The organism is Bacillus sp. C-3-6 (genome assembly GCF_054509685.1).
Genome location: NZ_CM137247.1, coordinates 1,756,322 through 1,773,052, shown reverse-complemented (window position 1 = coordinate 1,773,052; position 16,731 = coordinate 1,756,322). Strand labels below are relative to the sequence as shown.

At 34.9% G+C, this 16,731-nt stretch carries 16 protein-coding genes; 4 read left to right on the top strand and 12 right to left on the bottom strand.

Going from position 1 to position 16,731, the window contains the following annotated elements:
* Positions 1–1,221 carry an MFS transporter gene (locus ACW0JX_RS09185; RefSeq protein WP_081367225.1) on the top strand — a complete coding sequence of 407 codons (1,221 nt, stop codon included), beginning with the start codon at positions 1–3 and terminating at the stop codon, positions 1,219–1,221.
* A 149-nt stretch (positions 1,222–1,370) separates the two neighbouring features.
* Here the strand turns inward: ACW0JX_RS09185 and ACW0JX_RS09180 are convergent, their stop codons facing one another.
* The 7 genes from ACW0JX_RS09180 to ACW0JX_RS09150 form a co-directional block, all read right to left on the bottom strand.
* Positions 1,371–2,696, bottom strand: a complete 1,326-nt coding sequence (locus tag ACW0JX_RS09180) for a bifunctional S-methyl-5'-thioadenosine deaminase/S-adenosylhomocysteine deaminase (protein ID WP_002093942.1) — start codon at positions 2,694–2,696, stop codon at positions 1,371–1,373.
* A 53-nt stretch (positions 2,697–2,749) separates the two neighbouring features.
* The gene (locus ACW0JX_RS09175; RefSeq protein WP_459245597.1) at positions 2,750–3,109 is read right to left on the bottom strand and encodes a YunG family protein; all 360 of its coding nucleotides are present in this window, start codon (positions 3,107–3,109) and stop codon (positions 2,750–2,752) included.
* A gap of 27 nt (positions 3,110–3,136) precedes the next feature.
* On the bottom strand, positions 3,137–3,580 hold the full coding sequence (locus ACW0JX_RS09170) for a GNAT family N-acetyltransferase (protein ID WP_029441985.1): 444 nt from the start codon (positions 3,578–3,580) through the stop codon (positions 3,137–3,139).
* 238 nt (positions 3,581–3,818) lie between these two features.
* Positions 3,819–5,333, bottom strand: a complete 1,515-nt coding sequence (locus tag ACW0JX_RS09165; RefSeq protein WP_459245596.1) for an acetyl-CoA hydrolase/transferase family protein — start codon at positions 5,331–5,333, stop codon at positions 3,819–3,821.
* Between the two features lie 127 nt (positions 5,334–5,460).
* Complete coding sequence (locus ACW0JX_RS09160; protein ID WP_000390209.1) at positions 5,461–6,105, bottom strand: LytTR family DNA-binding domain-containing protein; 645 nt, start codon at positions 6,103–6,105, stop codon at positions 5,461–5,463.
* 169 nt (positions 6,106–6,274) lie between these two features.
* Complete coding sequence (locus ACW0JX_RS09155; RefSeq protein WP_016082075.1) at positions 6,275–6,964, bottom strand: 5'-methylthioadenosine/adenosylhomocysteine nucleosidase; 690 nt, start codon at positions 6,962–6,964, stop codon at positions 6,275–6,277.
* Positions 6,965–7,118: 154 nt separating this feature from the next.
* Complete coding sequence (locus ACW0JX_RS09150; protein ID WP_182812139.1) at positions 7,119–8,042, bottom strand: alpha/beta hydrolase; 924 nt, start codon at positions 8,040–8,042, stop codon at positions 7,119–7,121.
* Positions 8,043–8,254: 212 nt separating this feature from the next.
* Between ACW0JX_RS09150 and ACW0JX_RS09145 the strand changes: the two genes are divergently transcribed.
* Positions 8,255–9,016 (top strand): DODA-type extradiol aromatic ring-opening family dioxygenase, encoded by a 762-nt coding sequence (locus ACW0JX_RS09145; RefSeq protein ID WP_016513025.1) that lies wholly within the window; start codon positions 8,255–8,257, stop codon positions 9,014–9,016.
* A gap of 54 nt (positions 9,017–9,070) precedes the next feature.
* On the opposite strand, the gene ACW0JX_RS09140 is transcribed toward ACW0JX_RS09145, so the two are convergent.
* The 3 genes from ACW0JX_RS09140 to ACW0JX_RS09130 form a co-directional block, all read right to left on the bottom strand.
* On the bottom strand, positions 9,071–10,285 hold the full coding sequence (locus tag ACW0JX_RS09140; RefSeq protein ID WP_000179302.1) for a multidrug efflux MFS transporter: 1,215 nt from the start codon (positions 10,283–10,285) through the stop codon (positions 9,071–9,073).
* A gap of 167 nt (positions 10,286–10,452) precedes the next feature.
* On the bottom strand, positions 10,453–11,313 hold the full coding sequence (locus tag ACW0JX_RS09135) for a GNAT family N-acetyltransferase (protein WP_459245595.1): 861 nt from the start codon (positions 11,311–11,313) through the stop codon (positions 10,453–10,455).
* An 18-nt stretch (positions 11,314–11,331) separates the two neighbouring features.
* Complete coding sequence (locus tag ACW0JX_RS09130) at positions 11,332–12,048, bottom strand: DUF554 domain-containing protein (protein ID WP_000236030.1); 717 nt, start codon at positions 12,046–12,048, stop codon at positions 11,332–11,334.
* A 203-nt stretch (positions 12,049–12,251) separates the two neighbouring features.
* On the opposite strand from ACW0JX_RS09130, the gene ACW0JX_RS09125 reads away from it, so the two are divergent.
* Positions 12,252–13,355, top strand: a complete 1,104-nt coding sequence (locus ACW0JX_RS09125; protein ID WP_459245594.1) for a CapA family protein — start codon at positions 12,252–12,254, stop codon at positions 13,353–13,355.
* Between the two features lie 52 nt (positions 13,356–13,407).
* A complete protein-coding gene (locus ACW0JX_RS09120) occupies positions 13,408–13,635 on the top strand; it encodes a hypothetical protein (protein ID WP_023521660.1) in 228 nt (75 codons plus the stop codon).
* A gap of 91 nt (positions 13,636–13,726) precedes the next feature.
* Here the strand turns inward: ACW0JX_RS09120 and ilvA are convergent, their stop codons facing one another.
* Together ilvA and ilvD are read right to left on the bottom strand one after the other, a co-directional pair.
* A complete protein-coding gene (ilvA, locus tag ACW0JX_RS09115) occupies positions 13,727–14,989 on the bottom strand; it encodes a threonine ammonia-lyase IlvA (RefSeq protein ID WP_459245593.1) in 1,263 nt (420 codons plus the stop codon).
* A gap of 31 nt (positions 14,990–15,020) precedes the next feature.
* On the bottom strand, positions 15,021–16,694 hold the full coding sequence (gene ilvD / locus ACW0JX_RS09110; RefSeq protein WP_001255813.1) for a dihydroxy-acid dehydratase: 1,674 nt from the start codon (positions 16,692–16,694) through the stop codon (positions 15,021–15,023).
* Between the last annotated feature and the right edge of the window lie 37 nt (positions 16,695–16,731).

The window sequence follows — 16,731 nt, the reverse complement described above, 5'->3', positions numbered from 1 at the left end:
ATGATAAAATTGACTAAAAAGACAAATTTTCTAATATTTATTTTAGCAATTAGTTGTGGTTCACTTGCTGCAAATATTTATTATGCACAACCAATTGTACAATTCATTGCAAAAGATCTGAACATTTCTTCTGATTTATCTGGATTGCTCACTACTTTGACACAAATTGGGTATGGATTGGGGTTATTTTTTATCGTACCGATGGCTGATTTATTGAAAAGTAAGAAAATAATAGGAATTCTTATCGGGTTAACTATTTTTTCATTAATTGGTACGCTAATTTCGACAAACGGAATTATTTTTTTACTATTAACAACTATAATTGGCATTGGGGCCTGTGCAGCTCAAATGTTAGTTCCACTAACAATGAGAATCGTGCCAATTGAAGAGGCAGGTAAATATGTGGGTAAAGTGATGAGTGGTTTATTGATTGGGATTATGATTGCTCGCCCATTATCTATCGGAATAACAGAGTGGTTTAGCTGGAGAATGGTATTTCTTTTTTCATTAATAACCCTAGTTACCGTATTACTGTTAATTCTAAAATTTTTACCCAACTATGAAGTTATCTCAACTAGTAACATGACATATCCAAATTTAATAACTTCTATGGTAAAGCTACTAATAAATACTTCTCCTTTACAACAAAGAGCTTTTTATCACGCATGTTTATTTGCTGCATTTAGCCTTTATTGGACAGCTATTCCAATTTTATTAAGATCAGAGCCATTACATTTTTCAAATAATGAAATTGCATTATTTGGCTTTGTTGCAATTGCTGGAGCTTTATTAACTCCTACTATTGGTAAAATAGCAGATAAAGGTTATATTTTTACAATGACTAATGTATCATTGGCACTCGTACTATTATCGATCGTACTATTATTCTTTGTTCAAGATCATTCACTATTTAGCATAATTTTAATTCTTATCTCAGGTATCTGCATTGATATTGGTGTAGCAGGAAATTTATTATTAGGTCAAAAAATTATCTTTGGTTTGAATCCCGAGATAAGAAACAGACTTAATGGATTATATATGACTATTTTCTTTTTGGGAGGAGCCTTTGGTTCATGGATTGGAAGTTATACTTACTATAAATTTAATAGTGAAGTAACTTTACTCATTGGAGCTGCTTTACCTTTAATCGCCTTAATAGTTCATTTAATACACAATAATACAATAAGTTTATTAAAAACCAAAAATAAATACATGTCCTAACTATCAATGTACTCTAAAACTAGCGTCAACATCTAATTTTTTGGGTAGTGTTAGCATTATCACTTCTGTTGCAAAGTTTTAAAAAATATAGTGAGGTTTACAAATTAGAAATAGGCTGTGGAGAAGATTCTCTCCACAGCCTAAAAAAGTTATCTTTGTAAACCTCGTTTATATCGACTTGCTTCAAATATAATACGCTCTTCATCTAACGTTTTACATTCACCATTCCAAACGACACGTTTTCCGTTAATAATTACATCGCTTATATCTTTCCCACTCGCAGCATATACAAGGTGTGATAACACTTCATCCGCTGGTTGTAGATGCGGCTTATTAGACGGGTCAATCGTAATAAAATCAGCACACTTACCAGCTTCTAGTGACCCTGTTTGTTTCATCCCGATTACTTCCGCAGCTCCTTTTGTCGCAAGAGAAAGAGCTGTTTCAACTGGTAATGCTGTTGCATCTTGGTGAATACCTTTTTGTAATAAAGTCGCTATGCGCATTTCTTCAAACATGTCTAAATTATTGTTAGATGCAACACTATCTGTTGCAATTCCTACTTTTATTCCTGCTTCTAGCATCGCTTTTACATTCGCTATACCAGAACCTAGTTTTAAATTACTATTTGGGTTATGTGCTACTCGAACATCATGTTCTGCTAAAAATGCACGCTCATCATCATTTAATACTACACCGTGTGCAATAACTGTTGGGCGTTTAAACAATCCGCAGCTCGCTGCATATTCTACTGGACGTTTTCCGTACTGTGCTTCAATATCACGTACTTCACGCTCTGTTTCAGAAAGGTGGATATGAACCATTGTTTGATTCTCTACTGCAATACGAGCACACTCTTCTAACAATTCTGTACTACATGTATATGGACTATGTGGTGCAACCATCGTAGTTAACATGCCACTTTCTTTATAATAACGCTTCACATATTTCTCAGCTTCTTCAATCGCTTTCTTTTCATCGTCTTTCGTTCCGAAGCTAAATAAAGTCCTTGAAACAGCAGCTCGCATCCCGCTCCTTGATACCGTTTCCATAATTGCGTCTTGATCCACTCCAATTGGATTAAACATGTCAGAGAATGATGTTGTACCACTTTTCACCATCTCAAGTAATCCTAATTCCGTACTAGCGACCGCAAGCTCTGGAGTAAATTGACTTTCCAGTGGCCAAATTCTCGTCTCAAGCCATGGCTGTAATAACATATCATCTCCAATACCTCTTAGGAGACTCATTACAACGTGTGTATGTGTATTTACAAGCCCTGGTAAAACCCACTTTCCTTTCATGTCAATTACTTCATCTACTTCAAAATCATTTGCAAATTCTCCGCTCTTTACATCTATAATTTGATCATTTTCTACAATGATATATCCATTTTCTATCACTTCGTTTTGTTCATTCATCGTTACAATTGTAGCGTTTACATAAGTTGTTTTCAAAAGTATTTCCCCTTTCAACTCTATGAAGTTCCCTTTAATAAGTTACCACCATTATAGTAACTTATCAAAGATTAAGAGTCAAAAGATAATTTTAATTCTTTCGTTATTTTTCCCTTCAAAATGCTATATTGTTTTTCATTTGTATCTGCAAATGCTTCTTCCCGATTTGACTTTTCATCCATATAATTCAATTTCCCATTGAATTGAGTCTCTGTAAAATCAAATCTCTGCCCATCTATAAAGTTATAAAAGTGCCATACCTCTCTTACTTTTGTCTTTTTAAATTCTCCTCCGTATATGTCTTGAACGACAAGAGCTGTAACACCACATTGTCCCTTTGCTGGGTTTTCAATTGTCCACTTTGAACTTGTTTCTATTGACCAAGATCTTATTAACGCCTCATATATTTGCTTTTTCTTTACATCATCCATTCTAATCTTCCCCTACTATTAATAGTTTTACACATCATATTTCAAAAGAGGCAGTAAACGACCCTTAAAGACAGTTGATGGTGTCTCTCCTATTAACTGTGCTCCCATTTTCAAGTAATATCCTTTTGCATTCGGATCACTATCAATTGTAAAACTTTTTAATCCTAGTTCATTGGCTTTTTCTATTACATACTCCCAAAGTATTTTCCCGTAACCTTTTCCTTTGTAATGAGGATGAATGTACAAGAAATCGAGAGCTTTATCATTACGTAAAAATGAGAAAAAACCAATCTTCGCATTATCGTTTACTAAAACATATACAAAATTATTTTTTATGTACTCTTCCGTAATTGTTAAATCTTCCTTACAAGCAAGTATGAATTCTTCACTATAATTCCACGTTGCTTTTGAATGTAGTGCGAGTTCACTTAATTCATTTGCTTCACTTAATAATGCTTCTCTTATCTTCATGGTTCTTTTTCCTCACTTTCAATATGTACACTACTAAATTGATTCGGAAAGCACTTCAAAAAAACCTTTAATTTCCATAAATTAGAAATTATTTTCATAAATCTTTATTATAATCAGTACGATTTTCAACAAATTTTTTAAAGAAAAAGAACGCCATCCCTAAAAGTTGGCGTTCTCTTTTTCTAAAATTTAATCTTCAAACTCACTCATTCGTTTTACTATTTCGTACGATACAAACCTATACAGTTTCTACTACCGCTTCAAGCATTGTTCCATTTTTAGCATAATTCGTATGCCAAGAAAAAGCTTTTTCTAAAATATGAGGAGTTTGTCCACCTCTTGTTTTTGCTTCTTCGTAATAAGCACGTAGTTGATCACGATACATTGGATGTGCGCAATTCTCAATAATAAGTTCCACTCTTTCTCTTGGCGCAAGCCCTCTTAAGTCAGCATACCCCTGTTCAGTGACGATAACATCTACATCATGTTCTGTATGATCTACATGTGAAACGAAAGGAACGATGCTTGAAATGTTCCCACCCTTCGCAATCGATTTAGTAACAAAGATAGCTAGGCGGGCATTTCTTGCAAAATCACCAGACCCACCAATACCATTCATCATTTTTGTACCTAAAACGTGAGTAGAGTTAACATTACCATATATATCCAATTCTAAAGCAGTATTAATTGAGATTAATCCAAGGCGACGAATGATTTCAGGATGATTGGAAATCTCTTGTGGACGCATCATTAATTTGTCACGATATTTTTCAAAGTTAGAAAATACTTGTTGCATTTTCTCTTCAGAAAGCGTGATAGAACAACAAGAAGCAAAATTGACTTTTCCAGCATCCATAAGATCAAAAACTGCATCTTGCAAAACCTCGGAATATACTTCTAAATCTTCAAATTCTGAACCTAACATTCCATGCAATACTGCGTTAGCCACTGAACCAATTCCTGATTGTAACGGCGCTAAACGATTTGTTAATCGGCCTACTTTGACTTCTTCTCGAAGGAATTCTATTAAATGCTGTGCCATAATAACAGTTTCTTCATCCGGAGGAACAATTGTCGATGGCGAATCCAATTGATTCGTAAACACAATTCCCTTTACTTTTTCAGGATCAATTGGAATACCGATTGTTCCAATTCGGTCATCCGTTTTCACAAGCGGAATTGGAAGCCTCTCTCCTTGTTTACCTGGTTCATATAGATCATGTAGCCCCTCTAATTGCGCGGATTGAGCCATATTCATTTCAATAATAATAGACTTAGCATTTAAGGAAAACGCTAAGGAATTTCCAATTGAAGTGGTTGGAATAATCATTCCGCCCTCTGTAATCGCAACCGCTTCCAAAATAGCGAAATCTATATCTAGAACGTCAGCACGAAGTAACTCTGCTGTATGAGATAAGTGCTGATCTACAAATAAAAAGTCTCCGTTATTAATTCCTTTTCGCATTGTCGCATCAGCTTGGAAAGGCAATCGTTTCCCTAAAATTCCTGCCTCAGCAAATAATTTGTCTACATCCGAGCCTAAAGAAGCCCCAGTATAAACATTTACTTTAAAAGATTCATCATTCTTAACTCGGTTTACAAGCGCAAATGGGACTGCTTTCACATCACCTGCACGTGTAAACCCACTTAAGCCTAAAGTCATTCCACTTTGAATCCAGGAAGCTGCTTCTTCAGGTGTAACTACCCGATCTTTTAGACGTTGATCTCTGATTCTATCTAAATTGTTCTCCATATGTAATCCCTCTCTCATTGAATATTCATAATTATTTTACACATTAACACTATCAAAATAGGGATTTTAGTATACAATGCCGAAAATTCAGACAGAACAGCAAATCTAGGTTCTAAAGCAGAGAAATTTAGAATCCTAGAAGTTTACGGAAATAACTAGCGTATGATTGACTAACTGGTACTCTCTCACCATTATCCATCGAAAGTACAAAAGTAGAATGGGTATCAGGATAAATCGCTTTAATATGATTAACATTTACAATAAACGAACGGTGACATCTAATAAATGAATCTTTCGGAAGCAAGTATTCGAATTCTTGCAGAGAGTATTTATGTGTTCCTGATAACTCTTCTGAATTCACATACGTCTTTTTATCTTTAGCCTCTAAATACATAACCTTTGAAAAAGGAACCGGAATCCAGCCGTCTGTTGTTTTTAAAGTAACAACTGACTTTCCATCCGTTAAAGCTGGATAAATTGCCGTTACGCACCCTTCAAGCTTTCCATTGTTTGAAAATGGTACAGCCATTCCATGATAAGGAATACCAAAAACATCCCGATTAATAAACTCAGAGGTTTTTTGATTCATCACCATCGCTTTATGAGCAATCGTTCCTTCCTTTATAGGATCCCCGACACTAATCTTTAAATCAATTCGTTTACTTGGCCGATAGTAAATATATTCTTTCGTATTCGAAACAGCAATTGAAATTTCATCTGAAAATAATTCCCCAACAACATCTAGTAATAAACCTAACGTTCTATCTTCCATTCTATTAACACCTCATTCACTATTATACTACTATTATGAACGAGCATCTGTTGCTTTATAAAAAGTTTGATTTTAAGTTACTTTTAAAATTAGTTTTATTCACTATTACTTCGTTACTACAAAAAACCTCACTTCAGAAAAGTAAGGTTTCCTCTCATACAATATTTCTTTATTTTTTTAACGACTCTAGTAACTTTTTAACAAAATAAATTGAATTATGCGAAGCAGATACACAATTATCTTCGAACACTTCTATGCCAGAAGCTTCTTCTGTATCTGTTATTGATCTCACTGCTAAAAACGGAATCGTATTTGCATAGCAGACGTGGGCTATACTTGCAGTTTCCATATCTACACAAAGTGGATTGTATTTAGAGATTATTTCTGTACGACCACTCTCACTAATAAACGCTTCTCCAGTAACAACTTTTCCAAAATAAACATTTTGAGCGAATTGATTGTTCTCAACCACTTCTCTGCTTAATTCAAGCAGGTTTCTATCCGTTCTAAAATATACACTTTCCATCCAAGGATGATATTCAGTTAATATCCCTTCATCAACATCATGATATGCTATTTCTGTTGAAATTACTGTATCTCCAATTTTCAATACTTTGTCGATTGCTCCTGCAACACCTGTGACAATAATATGCGTTACATTGAATTTATCGATTAATATTTGAGTTGCAATAGCTGCATTAACTTTACATACACCACAATATAAGGCAACAACTTCTACATTCTCATATTTCCCACTGTGAAATGTTAACATCGCAAGATTCGTTATTTCCTTATTAGACATTTCTTCAATAAAAGGCGTAATTTCATCTTCTGATGGACCGATAATTCCAAATCTCATACATTCATCTCCTTACTTACACAGAGCTTGCTATCTGTTTAATTATATAGAATAAGATTTATTTTTTATTAAGTAAAGTGAATTTAAGAATTTATTGCCCCTATTTCTGTAAAATATATAAGCCCAAACTACAAACAGTTTGGGCTTATTTTTCTCATTTATTATGCTCATCTAACCACGAAATTAAATCTTTAAATACTTCATCCTTATTTACTTCATGAAACATTTCATGTCTACCATTTTCATATAAACGTAGTGTCACGTCTTTCACACCACATTTTTTATAATTTTCATATACTTCTTTTACACCTTTCCCCATATCGCCAACAGGATCACGATCACCAGAGAATATATGTATTGGAAGATTCTTTGGCGTCTTCTTGTATTCTTCTAGTTTATTTACTTCTAATACTCCAGAAAATAATTCTCGGTAAAAACTCGTCGTACAAATGAAACCACATAACGGATCCGCAATATATTTATCAACTTGATTATTATCTGAAGATAACCAATCAAATTTTGTACGATTTGGCTTAAAGTTCGAATTGAAGTTTCCGAAAGATAAAAAGTTTAACATTGGACTTTTCGTTTTTGCCCCGCGCAATTTCATTTCGATTGTTGCTACTTTATGACCAATAGCTCCTAAAAGCCCTGGATTTCCACCTGTTCCTGAAATTAGAAATCCATCATATAGTTCACCCCTAAGTTGTACAGCACGTCTTGATAAAAAAGAACCCATACTATGTCCAAGTAAAAACAAAGGACTTGACTGTTCTTCTTTTATCCTTTCTGAAACAAAGATAACATCCGATACAACTTGATTCCACCCTATATTTGGTTCAAAATGACCATAATCTTCTTCTTTTTTTACTGTTTTCCCATGTCCTTTATGATCATGCGCATAAACACCATACCCTGCTTCCAATAAAGCATCTACAAATTCTGTATACACCCCTGCATGCTCTGTCATGCCATGTGCAATTTGAATAATTCCTCTCGGATCTCCTTCTGGTAACCATTTACGCAAATAAATTTCCGATCCATCCAATGCCGTAACGAAACTTTCCTGTACATTCATTTCGTCAGCCCCCAAATTTATTATGTATACCTTTAAGAAAAATGAATATCCATTCACTTTTCTTATTTTATATTATATGTAATTGCTTTCATTATGACAAATGATGTATTTTTCAGACTTGCTTTCAAACTAATCTCTTGACGAATCAAAAATAAAATTATATAGTTACTTACATAAAGTAATTATATAATTTTTAGGAGGTTTCTACTATTATGATGCCATCACTATTTTTAGCACATGGTTCGCCTATGCTCGCTATTCAAGATACAGACTATACACGATTTTTAAAAACACTTGGAGAAACATATAAACCGAAAGCAATTGTTATTTTCACTGCTCACTGGGAAACTGAAGTATTAACGATTTCCTCATCAGATAACGAATATGAAACAATTTATGATTTTGGAGGTTTCCCCCCTGAGTTATACGAAATCAAATATCGTGCGAAAGGCTCTTCTAGCATTGCATCTATGTTAGAAACAAAATTTAGAAACAAAGGTATTCCAGTCCATCATAATATGACGAGAGGTTTAGATCATGGTTCATGGACACTCCTGCACCGCATGTATCCAGAAGCAAATATTCCTGTCGTGCAAATATCAGTAAATCCATTCCTTTCTGCAAAAGAACAATTTGAAATTGGAGAAGCACTTAAAGGACTCGGACAAGAAGATATTTTAGTAATCGGTAGTGGCGTTACCGTTCATAATTTACGAGCACTGAAATGGAATCAAACTACACCTGAAAAATGGGCAATTGAATTTGATGATTGGATTATTAAACATATGCAGAATAACGATAAAGATGCATTGTTTAATTGGGAGAATAATGCTCCTCATGCACAATTAGCCGTACCAAGAGCAGAGCATTTTGTTCCTTTGTTTATTGCAATGGGAAGTGGCGAGAATAGCGGTGAAGTCATTCACCGTAGTTATGAGCTTGGTACATTAAGTTATCTCTGTCTTCGATTTTAAAGAAAAAGGATGAAGCACATGTTGCTTCATCCTTTTTCTTTTTCATTCACTTAGTTAACTAACTTCCAAACGTTGTTTCTCTGATACTTCTTCGTTCTTATTATGAAAATAAACCCAAATACACGCAATAAATAATAGTGATGATGTAGAGAGGAAAACATATTGGAAGCCTGCATGCGCTGCAATTTGTCCCCCGAGCACTGGACCAATCATATTTCCTAAAAACTGAAACGACTGATTATATCCAAATATTCGTCCCGTAACATGAGTTGGTGTATGTTGTTTTAGTAGAGTTTGTACGGAAGGCAATAATCCTGCTTGTGCGATACCTAATAAAAATCGAAGAATTAATAGTTGCCAAGCTGAGGTTACAAATGCTTGCGGGATAAAAATAATTCCTGCTGCAAATAACGCTACAACTAACGTTTTTTGAGGACCGATATGATCTGATAATCTTCCTAGTCTTGGTGCTGCCAAAATAACTGCTAATCCTGTTGCTGACATAACTGCTCCCGCAATTGTTTCAATATGTGCAGTATGAGGACCTACTAAATTTTTCACGTACAATGTAACAATTGGTTGAACCGACATATTAGCAAGTTGAATAATAAATGTTGTTACAAATAAACTAATAATTAAATGCTTCGCTGGGACCATCGTCCATACTTTTTTCGGCTGTGTTTTTTTTGCTTGAGCAGAGTGATTTTCTTCATGCAAGAAGAAAAAAACGATGAGAAAGGAAAGGAATAAAAAAGCTCCTGTAACAAGAAAGACATGACGCATTCCAATTAACTCAGACAAATAACCTCCAAGTAACGGGCCAAGTAACGAACCGCTCACACCACCAGTTGAAATTGTGGAAATCGCCCAACCTGAATGTTCTTTCGGAGTTTCTGCTGCAATAAATGTCATTGCGGTTGAAAGGAAACCAGATACTGCTCCCATTAAAAATCTTAGTGCGACTAGTTGATACACATCCGTTACAAACCCCATAAGCGTCATAATAATCGCCATGCCAAGGCTAGCACGAATAAGCATCAATTTCCGTCCATGTATATCACCAAGCTTCCCCCATATTGGTGATACGATCGCACCCATTAAAAATGTTACACCAAATGCAAGTCCCGACCACTGTGCAATGCTTGAAGTGCCAGTTACTCCTAATTCCTCAATATAAAAAGATAAGAAAGGAATTACTAAACTCATACCGGCTGCAGTGGTAAAACAACCTAGCCAACAAATCATTAAATTCCGTTTCCAGCTGGCCATTTTCACACCTTCTTTCTTTAGATACCCATTCTACACCCTTTCTTGTAAAAAGTTTAGTAATTTGCTTTATATGCAAGATTTACTACAAAACCCGCTATTTTCTAGTAAAAACCACTACATCTCTACATCATTTTCATAATAAAACCAACTCCTCTATATGAAGTTGGTTACTTATTATCTATCGGTATTAAACGAGCATTACAATTTCTCTCGTAAAACTCAATGGGACCTGCTTGTCCAATAATCGCATATTCATATCCATCTTGCTTCATATTATATAAACAATGATGCAATAATTCTTTTCCTACACCTTTCACACGATTTTGTTTCGCTATGCCCATTGGACCAAACAAGCCTTTCTTTCCTCTCACTACATCGTAACAGGCGAAACCAACTATTACTTCCTCCTGCTGTGCAATATAGATAGGTAACTTTTCGTTATATGTCCGAAATCCATAATCAACCGACTGTAACCACCGTTCACCAAATTCGTCCACTACAAATCGTGATAACTTATCAAAATCAGAAGGACTAACTCTTCTTACATGACAAAATAATGTATTATAAGTAGATTTAAAACTATTTAAATCAACCGCTAAGTCTCTCGGTGCAGCTGTAATACGTAATATATCTTTTTGCATTTGTGTATGTATAAATCCACCAATATTTGTATCTACACGAAATAATGCATACATAACATGTCCTTCATTTACTACTACTTGCTGAAAGCGTTCCATACGTTTCTTCGCTATTTGTAAAATTTCTATCGCCTTATAAGATAGTTTATATTGCCCTATTTTTTTATACTCTTGATTATGTAAATCGAATCGTTTTCGTAACGAAAGTTTTTCTAAAAAATCTGGACCGACTTTATGAAACAAATACATAAATAACTCAGCGCAAACTCCTGTACCTTCTTTACACATACCTATAAACAGATGGACTGGTTGAATTATGTTATACTCACTCTCTTTTGCTGCAATCTCCAATATTTTATGCACACGTTTTGTAAATTGAAATTCCTCCATATGTGTTTCCATCCTCTACTAATTTACTAACAAACCGTAACCATAAATAATTGAAACAATTACACCCACTACCAATATACCTGGAAGTAAATTTGCCACCTTGATTTTAATAATACTAAGCAAGTTCAATCCAATAGCAGATATCATAATGCCACCCGTAGCCGTCATCTCCACTATAAATTGGTTCATTAATTCTTTCGGGACAAAACTATTAATTTGTGTTGCAAAAACTGCAATACCACCTTCATATAAAACAACTGGAATCGCCGAAAATACTACGCCAATTCCTAGAGTTGTCGTTAATATAATAGAAATAAATCCATCGATAATCGCCTTTGTAAATAAAATATCATGATTTCCGCGAATCCCACTGTCAAGTGCACCAAGTATCCCCATCGCGCCAATTGCAAAAATTAAAGTAGCTGTTACAAAACCTTCTGATATGCTACCTTTCCCTTTCGATCCAACTTTATTTTCTAGCCAATCCCCTAAATGTTTTAACTTTTCTTCTAATTGTAACCATTCTCCAATTACCGTACCAATCACTAAACTCAGTATGACAACAAGAAAGTTTTCACTTTTTAATGCCATTTGAAGCCCAAGCACAGTAACCGCTAAACCGATTGCGTGCATTATCGTCCCTTTCATACTTTCTGGAATCCTACTAAATAATTTACCAAGTAAAGTACCAAATATAATACAAATCCCATTTACAACTGCTCCTAATATAACCATTTCTCATTCTTCACCCTTCGAATTCTTTATTTCTATATTTTGGTTTATACATTGATTTACAGGTTATCTATATGTTAACTTAATATTGAGAATATTAACAAATGTTTTCCACTACATAACCCGCTATTTTTTGTAACTTTAATTACCTTTAATAGATTCAGTGTTAATTTAATTGCGGGATAATATTAAAAGGGAAGGTATATATGAAAACTTTACTAAAACGATTTTTGTTAATAGCCTTTTTCATTACACCGATTGTTTTATTAATCAATTACTCTTTTATTTCAAAAGCAAAAGACAAACCCGATTTGCAAAACAAATCTAGTAAAACCGCTTCAAAAAGCGAAAAGAAAATAGAAGACCAAGAAATCACACTCACCTTCTCTGGTGATACAATGTTTGATTGGCAATTACGTCCTATAATCGAAAAGAATGGGGCTGATTACCCATTTCAACATGTAAAAGAAGAAATAAAAAAAGCTGATATTTCTTTTGTGAATTTAGAGTCGGCATTTACAACGAAAGAAAAGAAAGCACCTGGGCAACTGTTTTGGATTAAAAGTGATCCATCTACACTACAAGCTATTAAAAACACTGGATATGACATCGTAAATATTGGGAATAACCACACACTTGATTATGGGCAAGATGGATTATTAGATACGATTTCTCACGTAGAAAAATTAAAGTTCCCTTACATTGGAGCCGGAAAAAATGCGAAAGATGCATATACAGCACGAGAAATGACCGTAAAAGGGAAAAAGTTTAAATTTCTTTCCTTCGTTCGATTTATGCTTGATTCTAATTGGGTAGCTGGTGAGAATAAACCTGGCGTTGCGAATGGCTATGATTTAAATCTTGTAACAAAAACAATTAAAGAACAAAAACAAGATGCAGACTATTTAATCGTCTATATGCATTGGGGCGTTGAAAAATCAAATCGTCCGGTAGAATACCAAAAGCAATATGTACCTAAAATGGTTGAAGCAGGAGCTAACGCAATTGTCGGAAGCCATCCACATTGGTTACAAGGGTTTGAGTATTATAATAAAGTTCCTATCGCTTACTCATTAGGTAACTTTTTATTCCCGAGTTATGTGAATGGGAAAAGCGCTGAAACTGGCGTATTAACTTTAACTTTTAAAGGAAAGGATGTCCAAATGTCATTCAATCCTTATATCATTCGCAACAACCAAGTTTCCCCTGTAAATGAGGGAGAAAAGAAAAAAGCTCTTCAATATTTACAAACAATTTCAACTGATGTAGAAATTGATGATACAGGGAAAATAAAAAACAAACGAAACTAGACAGCTCAAGATCTATTTCTCTGTAATATACTTTACAGAATAGGTGATAAACATGCTGAAAGACTTATTAGAAAATGTAAGTTTGTTAGAGAACGTTTATAAAATGTCTATAGCAATCCTACTTTTATGTTCCTTTTATTCTGTGAGACTATTTAAAAAAATAAAGCGAGAGAGAAATCTTACTCCCTTTGAATTTACAATGTATGTAATTATTCGCATTGCGATATTTTTTTGGTTAGCTAGCTTTATTCTTCTTGAATTTAATGAGTACCTAGTTTAACTATAAAAAAGATAGAACAAGCACTATATTTCCTCGCTTGTATCTATCTTTTTTATTTTAATTACAATCGGATTCTAACTCTTTCCTTCTATTAAATAAGTAAATCAAACAAAACAGGGTTTTTATTAAGCTCCATAAATTGAATATTATTTTCTTTAAAGCGAGTAATTAATTGCTCATAATCTTCTTTATGTTTTAATTCTACGCCGACTAATGCTGGACCATTTTCTTTATTATGTTTCTTAATATACTCAAAGCGCGTAATGTCATCTTCTGGTCCTAATCCTTTATCAAGAAATTCTCTTAGCGCACCTGAACGCTGTGGAAATTCAATGATGAAATAATGCTTTAACCCTTCGTAAATGAGAGAACGTTCTTTCATTTCTTGCATTCTATCAATATCATTATTTCCACCACTTAGCGTACATACAACTGTTTTACCTTTTATTTCATCCCTGTATAGATCAAGGGCTGCAATAGAGAGTGCACCAGCCGGTTCAGCTACAATCGCATTTTTCTTATACAGTTCTAAAATCGTCGTACAAACTTTCCCCTCTGGTACTAAAATAATATCGTCAATTACATCTTTACAAGTTTCAAATGTTAACTTTCCTACTTTTTTAACAGCTGCCCCATCAACAAAGCTATCTATTTTCTCCAATGCTACATTTTCATTTTGAAGAAAAGCCTCTTTCATAGATGCAGCTCCCATTGGCTCTACACCAATAACCTTTGTAGTAGGACTAACACCTTTTACATATGTACCAACTCCTGATGCTAATCCACCACCACCGATTGCTGTAAAGATATAATCAACCGGTTTCTCCATATCATGCATAATTTCAACTGCCACTGTCCCTTGACCAGCAACGACATACGGATCATCAAACGGATGAACAAATGTCATTCTATTTTCTTCACAATAACACTGTGCTTCTTGGAAAGAGCTATCGAATGTATCACCAACTAATACAATCTCTGCGAAATCACCACCGAAAAATTGTACTTGTGATACTTTTTGTTTCGGTGTTGTTGTGGGCATAAATATTTTTGACGTAATCTTCAATAAATTACACGTATAAGCAACTCCTTGCGCATGATTACCAGCACTTGCGCAAACAACACCGTTTTGTAATTTTTCTTTCGGTAAGCTTTGAATTAAATTGTACGCACCACGAATTTTGAAAGAGCGAATTAATTGTAAGTCTTCTCGTTTTACATAAACGTCACAATCATATTTCTCAGATAAAACTGTATCACGTTGTAACGGTGTTTTAATAACGATATCTTTCAGGCAATTATGAGCCATTAAGATATCTTCAATTTTCACTCTCTCCTTTACCTTTTGCACCATTATATATCATCCTTATCTCTTTTAAATTGGCTCAATCAAAATGTGGGATTTTCAGGACAGCCCCTGTATTCGCCGATGTTACCATTTGTGCATAACGTCCGAGCCAGCCAGTTTTTACTTTCGGTTCTGGTCGTTTCCATTCTTTTTTACGCTTATCTAATTCTTCATCACTCACTCTTACTTCTAGCAAGCGTTCTTCAACATCAATACATACAATATCCCCTTGTTCAAGAAGTGCAATCATCCCGCCAGCTGCTGCTTCTGGTGAAATATGTCCTACTGAAATTCCACGTGAAGCTCCAGAGAAACGTCCATCCGTTAATAATGCAACCTCAGCACCTAATCCCATTCCAGCAATTGCTGATGTTGGTGCTAACATTTCTGGCATACCAGGGCCACCTCTTGGTCCTTCATAACGAATGACAACTACATCTCCTTTTTTCACTTTCCCAAGCATAATGCCAGCAAGTGCCTCATCTTGTGAATTAAAAATAACGCAAGGTCCTTCAAAACGCTTTACTTCTGTTGCACCGCTTTTAATAACTGCTCCATCTTTCGCAAGGTTGCCTTTTAATATACGCAATCCTCCTTCCTCACTATGAGGGTTTTCGAGAGAGTGAATAACTTCCTTATCTTTAATCTCTGCCTCAGCAATATTTTCTCTTAATGTTTGCCCAGTAGCAGTTATTCGATCAAGATGAAGTACTCCTTCTTTCCGGCTCATCTCTTTCAAAATTGCACTAATCCCGCCCGCACGATCAATATCTTCCATATGCCAATTTGAGGCTGGACTTACTTTACATAAATGAGGTACACGTCTTGAAACTGCATCAATACGGTTCATATCATAATCTAGTCCTGCCTCTTGTGCGAGTGCTAGCGTATGTAATACTGTATTCGTTGATCCGCCCATCGCCATATCAAGTGCAAAAGCATCGTCAATTGCTTCTTCTGTTACAATATCACGCGGCTTAATATCTCTTTCAATTAAAATTTTCAATTTCTCTGCTGCTTGTTTAATTAACTCTTCGCGTCTTGGATCAATTGCTAAAATACTCCCGTTACCAGGAAGAGCTAAACCTAACACTTCACATAAACAATTCATAGAGTTCGCGGTAAACATACCCGAACAAGAGCCACAAGATGGACAGCCATGATCTTCAATATCTTTTAATTCTTCTTCTGAAATTTTCCCAGATTGATAAGCTCCTACTCCTTCAAAAACGGAACTCAGATCAACAACTTCTCCTTTAGATGTTTTTCCTGCTGCCATCGGGCCGCCTGAAACAAACACAGTCGGAATATTAATACGTAGTGCAGCCATCATCATACCTGGTGTAATTTTGTCACAGTTTGGGATACAAATCATGCCGTCAAACCAGTGTGCATTTACAACCGTTTCTACTGAATCTGCAATAATTTCACGACTCGGAAGAGAATAACGCATACCGATATGTCCCATCGCAATACCATCGTCAACTCCAATTGTATTGAATTCGAATGGTACCATACCTGCCGCGCGAACTGCCTCTTTTACAAGTTTCCCAAACTCGTTCAAGTGTTTATGCCCTGGAATAATTTCAATAAAAGAATTACAAATCGCTATGAAAGGTTTATCAAAATCTTCATCTTTCAAACCAGTTGCTTTTAATAAACTACGGTGCGGTGCTTTATCAAAACCTTTTTTAATCATGTCACTTCTCATCTTGTCAAATCCCCTCTTACATATTTTTCATTTATAC

Bases quoted from the DNA above. Each gene is read 5' to 3' on its own strand.
- ACW0JX_RS09185 (WP_081367225.1), top strand. From the start codon at position 1: ATGATAAAATTGACTAAAAAGACAAATTTTCTAATATTTATTTTAGCA.
- ACW0JX_RS09175 (WP_459245597.1), bottom strand. From the start codon at position 3,109: ATGGATGATGTAAAGAAAAAGCAAATATATGAGGCGTTAATAAGATCT.
- ACW0JX_RS09170 (WP_029441985.1), bottom strand. From the start codon at position 3,580: ATGAAGATAAGAGAAGCATTATTAAGTGAAGCAAATGAATTAAGTGAA.
- ACW0JX_RS09165 (WP_459245596.1), bottom strand. From the start codon at position 5,333: ATGGAGAACAATTTAGATAGAATCAGAGATCAACGTCTAAAAGATCGG.
- ACW0JX_RS09160 (WP_000390209.1), bottom strand. From the start codon at position 6,105: ATGGAAGATAGAACGTTAGGTTTATTACTAGATGTTGTTGGGGAATTA.
- ACW0JX_RS09155 (WP_016082075.1), bottom strand. From the start codon at position 6,964: ATGAGATTTGGAATTATCGGTCCATCAGAAGATGAAATTACGCCTTTT.
- ACW0JX_RS09150 (WP_182812139.1), bottom strand. From the start codon at position 8,042: ATGAATGTACAGGAAAGTTTCGTTACGGCATTGGATGGATCGGAAATT.
- ACW0JX_RS09145 (WP_016513025.1), top strand. From the start codon at position 8,255: ATGATGCCATCACTATTTTTAGCACATGGTTCGCCTATGCTCGCTATT.
- ACW0JX_RS09140 (WP_000179302.1), bottom strand. From the start codon at position 10,285: ATGGCCAGCTGGAAACGGAATTTAATGATTTGTTGGCTAGGTTGTTTT.
- ACW0JX_RS09135 (WP_459245595.1), bottom strand. From the start codon at position 11,313: ATGGAGGAATTTCAATTTACAAAACGTGTGCATAAAATATTGGAGATT.
- ACW0JX_RS09130 (WP_000236030.1), bottom strand. From the start codon at position 12,048: ATGGTTATATTAGGAGCAGTTGTAAATGGGATTTGTATTATATTTGGT.
- ACW0JX_RS09125 (WP_459245594.1), top strand. From the start codon at position 12,252: ATGAAAACTTTACTAAAACGATTTTTGTTAATAGCCTTTTTCATTACA.
- ACW0JX_RS09120 (WP_023521660.1), top strand. From the start codon at position 13,408: ATGCTGAAAGACTTATTAGAAAATGTAAGTTTGTTAGAGAACGTTTAT.
- ilvA (WP_459245593.1), bottom strand. From the start codon at position 14,989: ATGGTGCAAAAGGTAAAGGAGAGAGTGAAAATTGAAGATATCTTAATG.
- ilvD (WP_001255813.1), bottom strand. From the start codon at position 16,694: ATGAGAAGTGACATGATTAAAAAAGGTTTTGATAAAGCACCGCACCGT.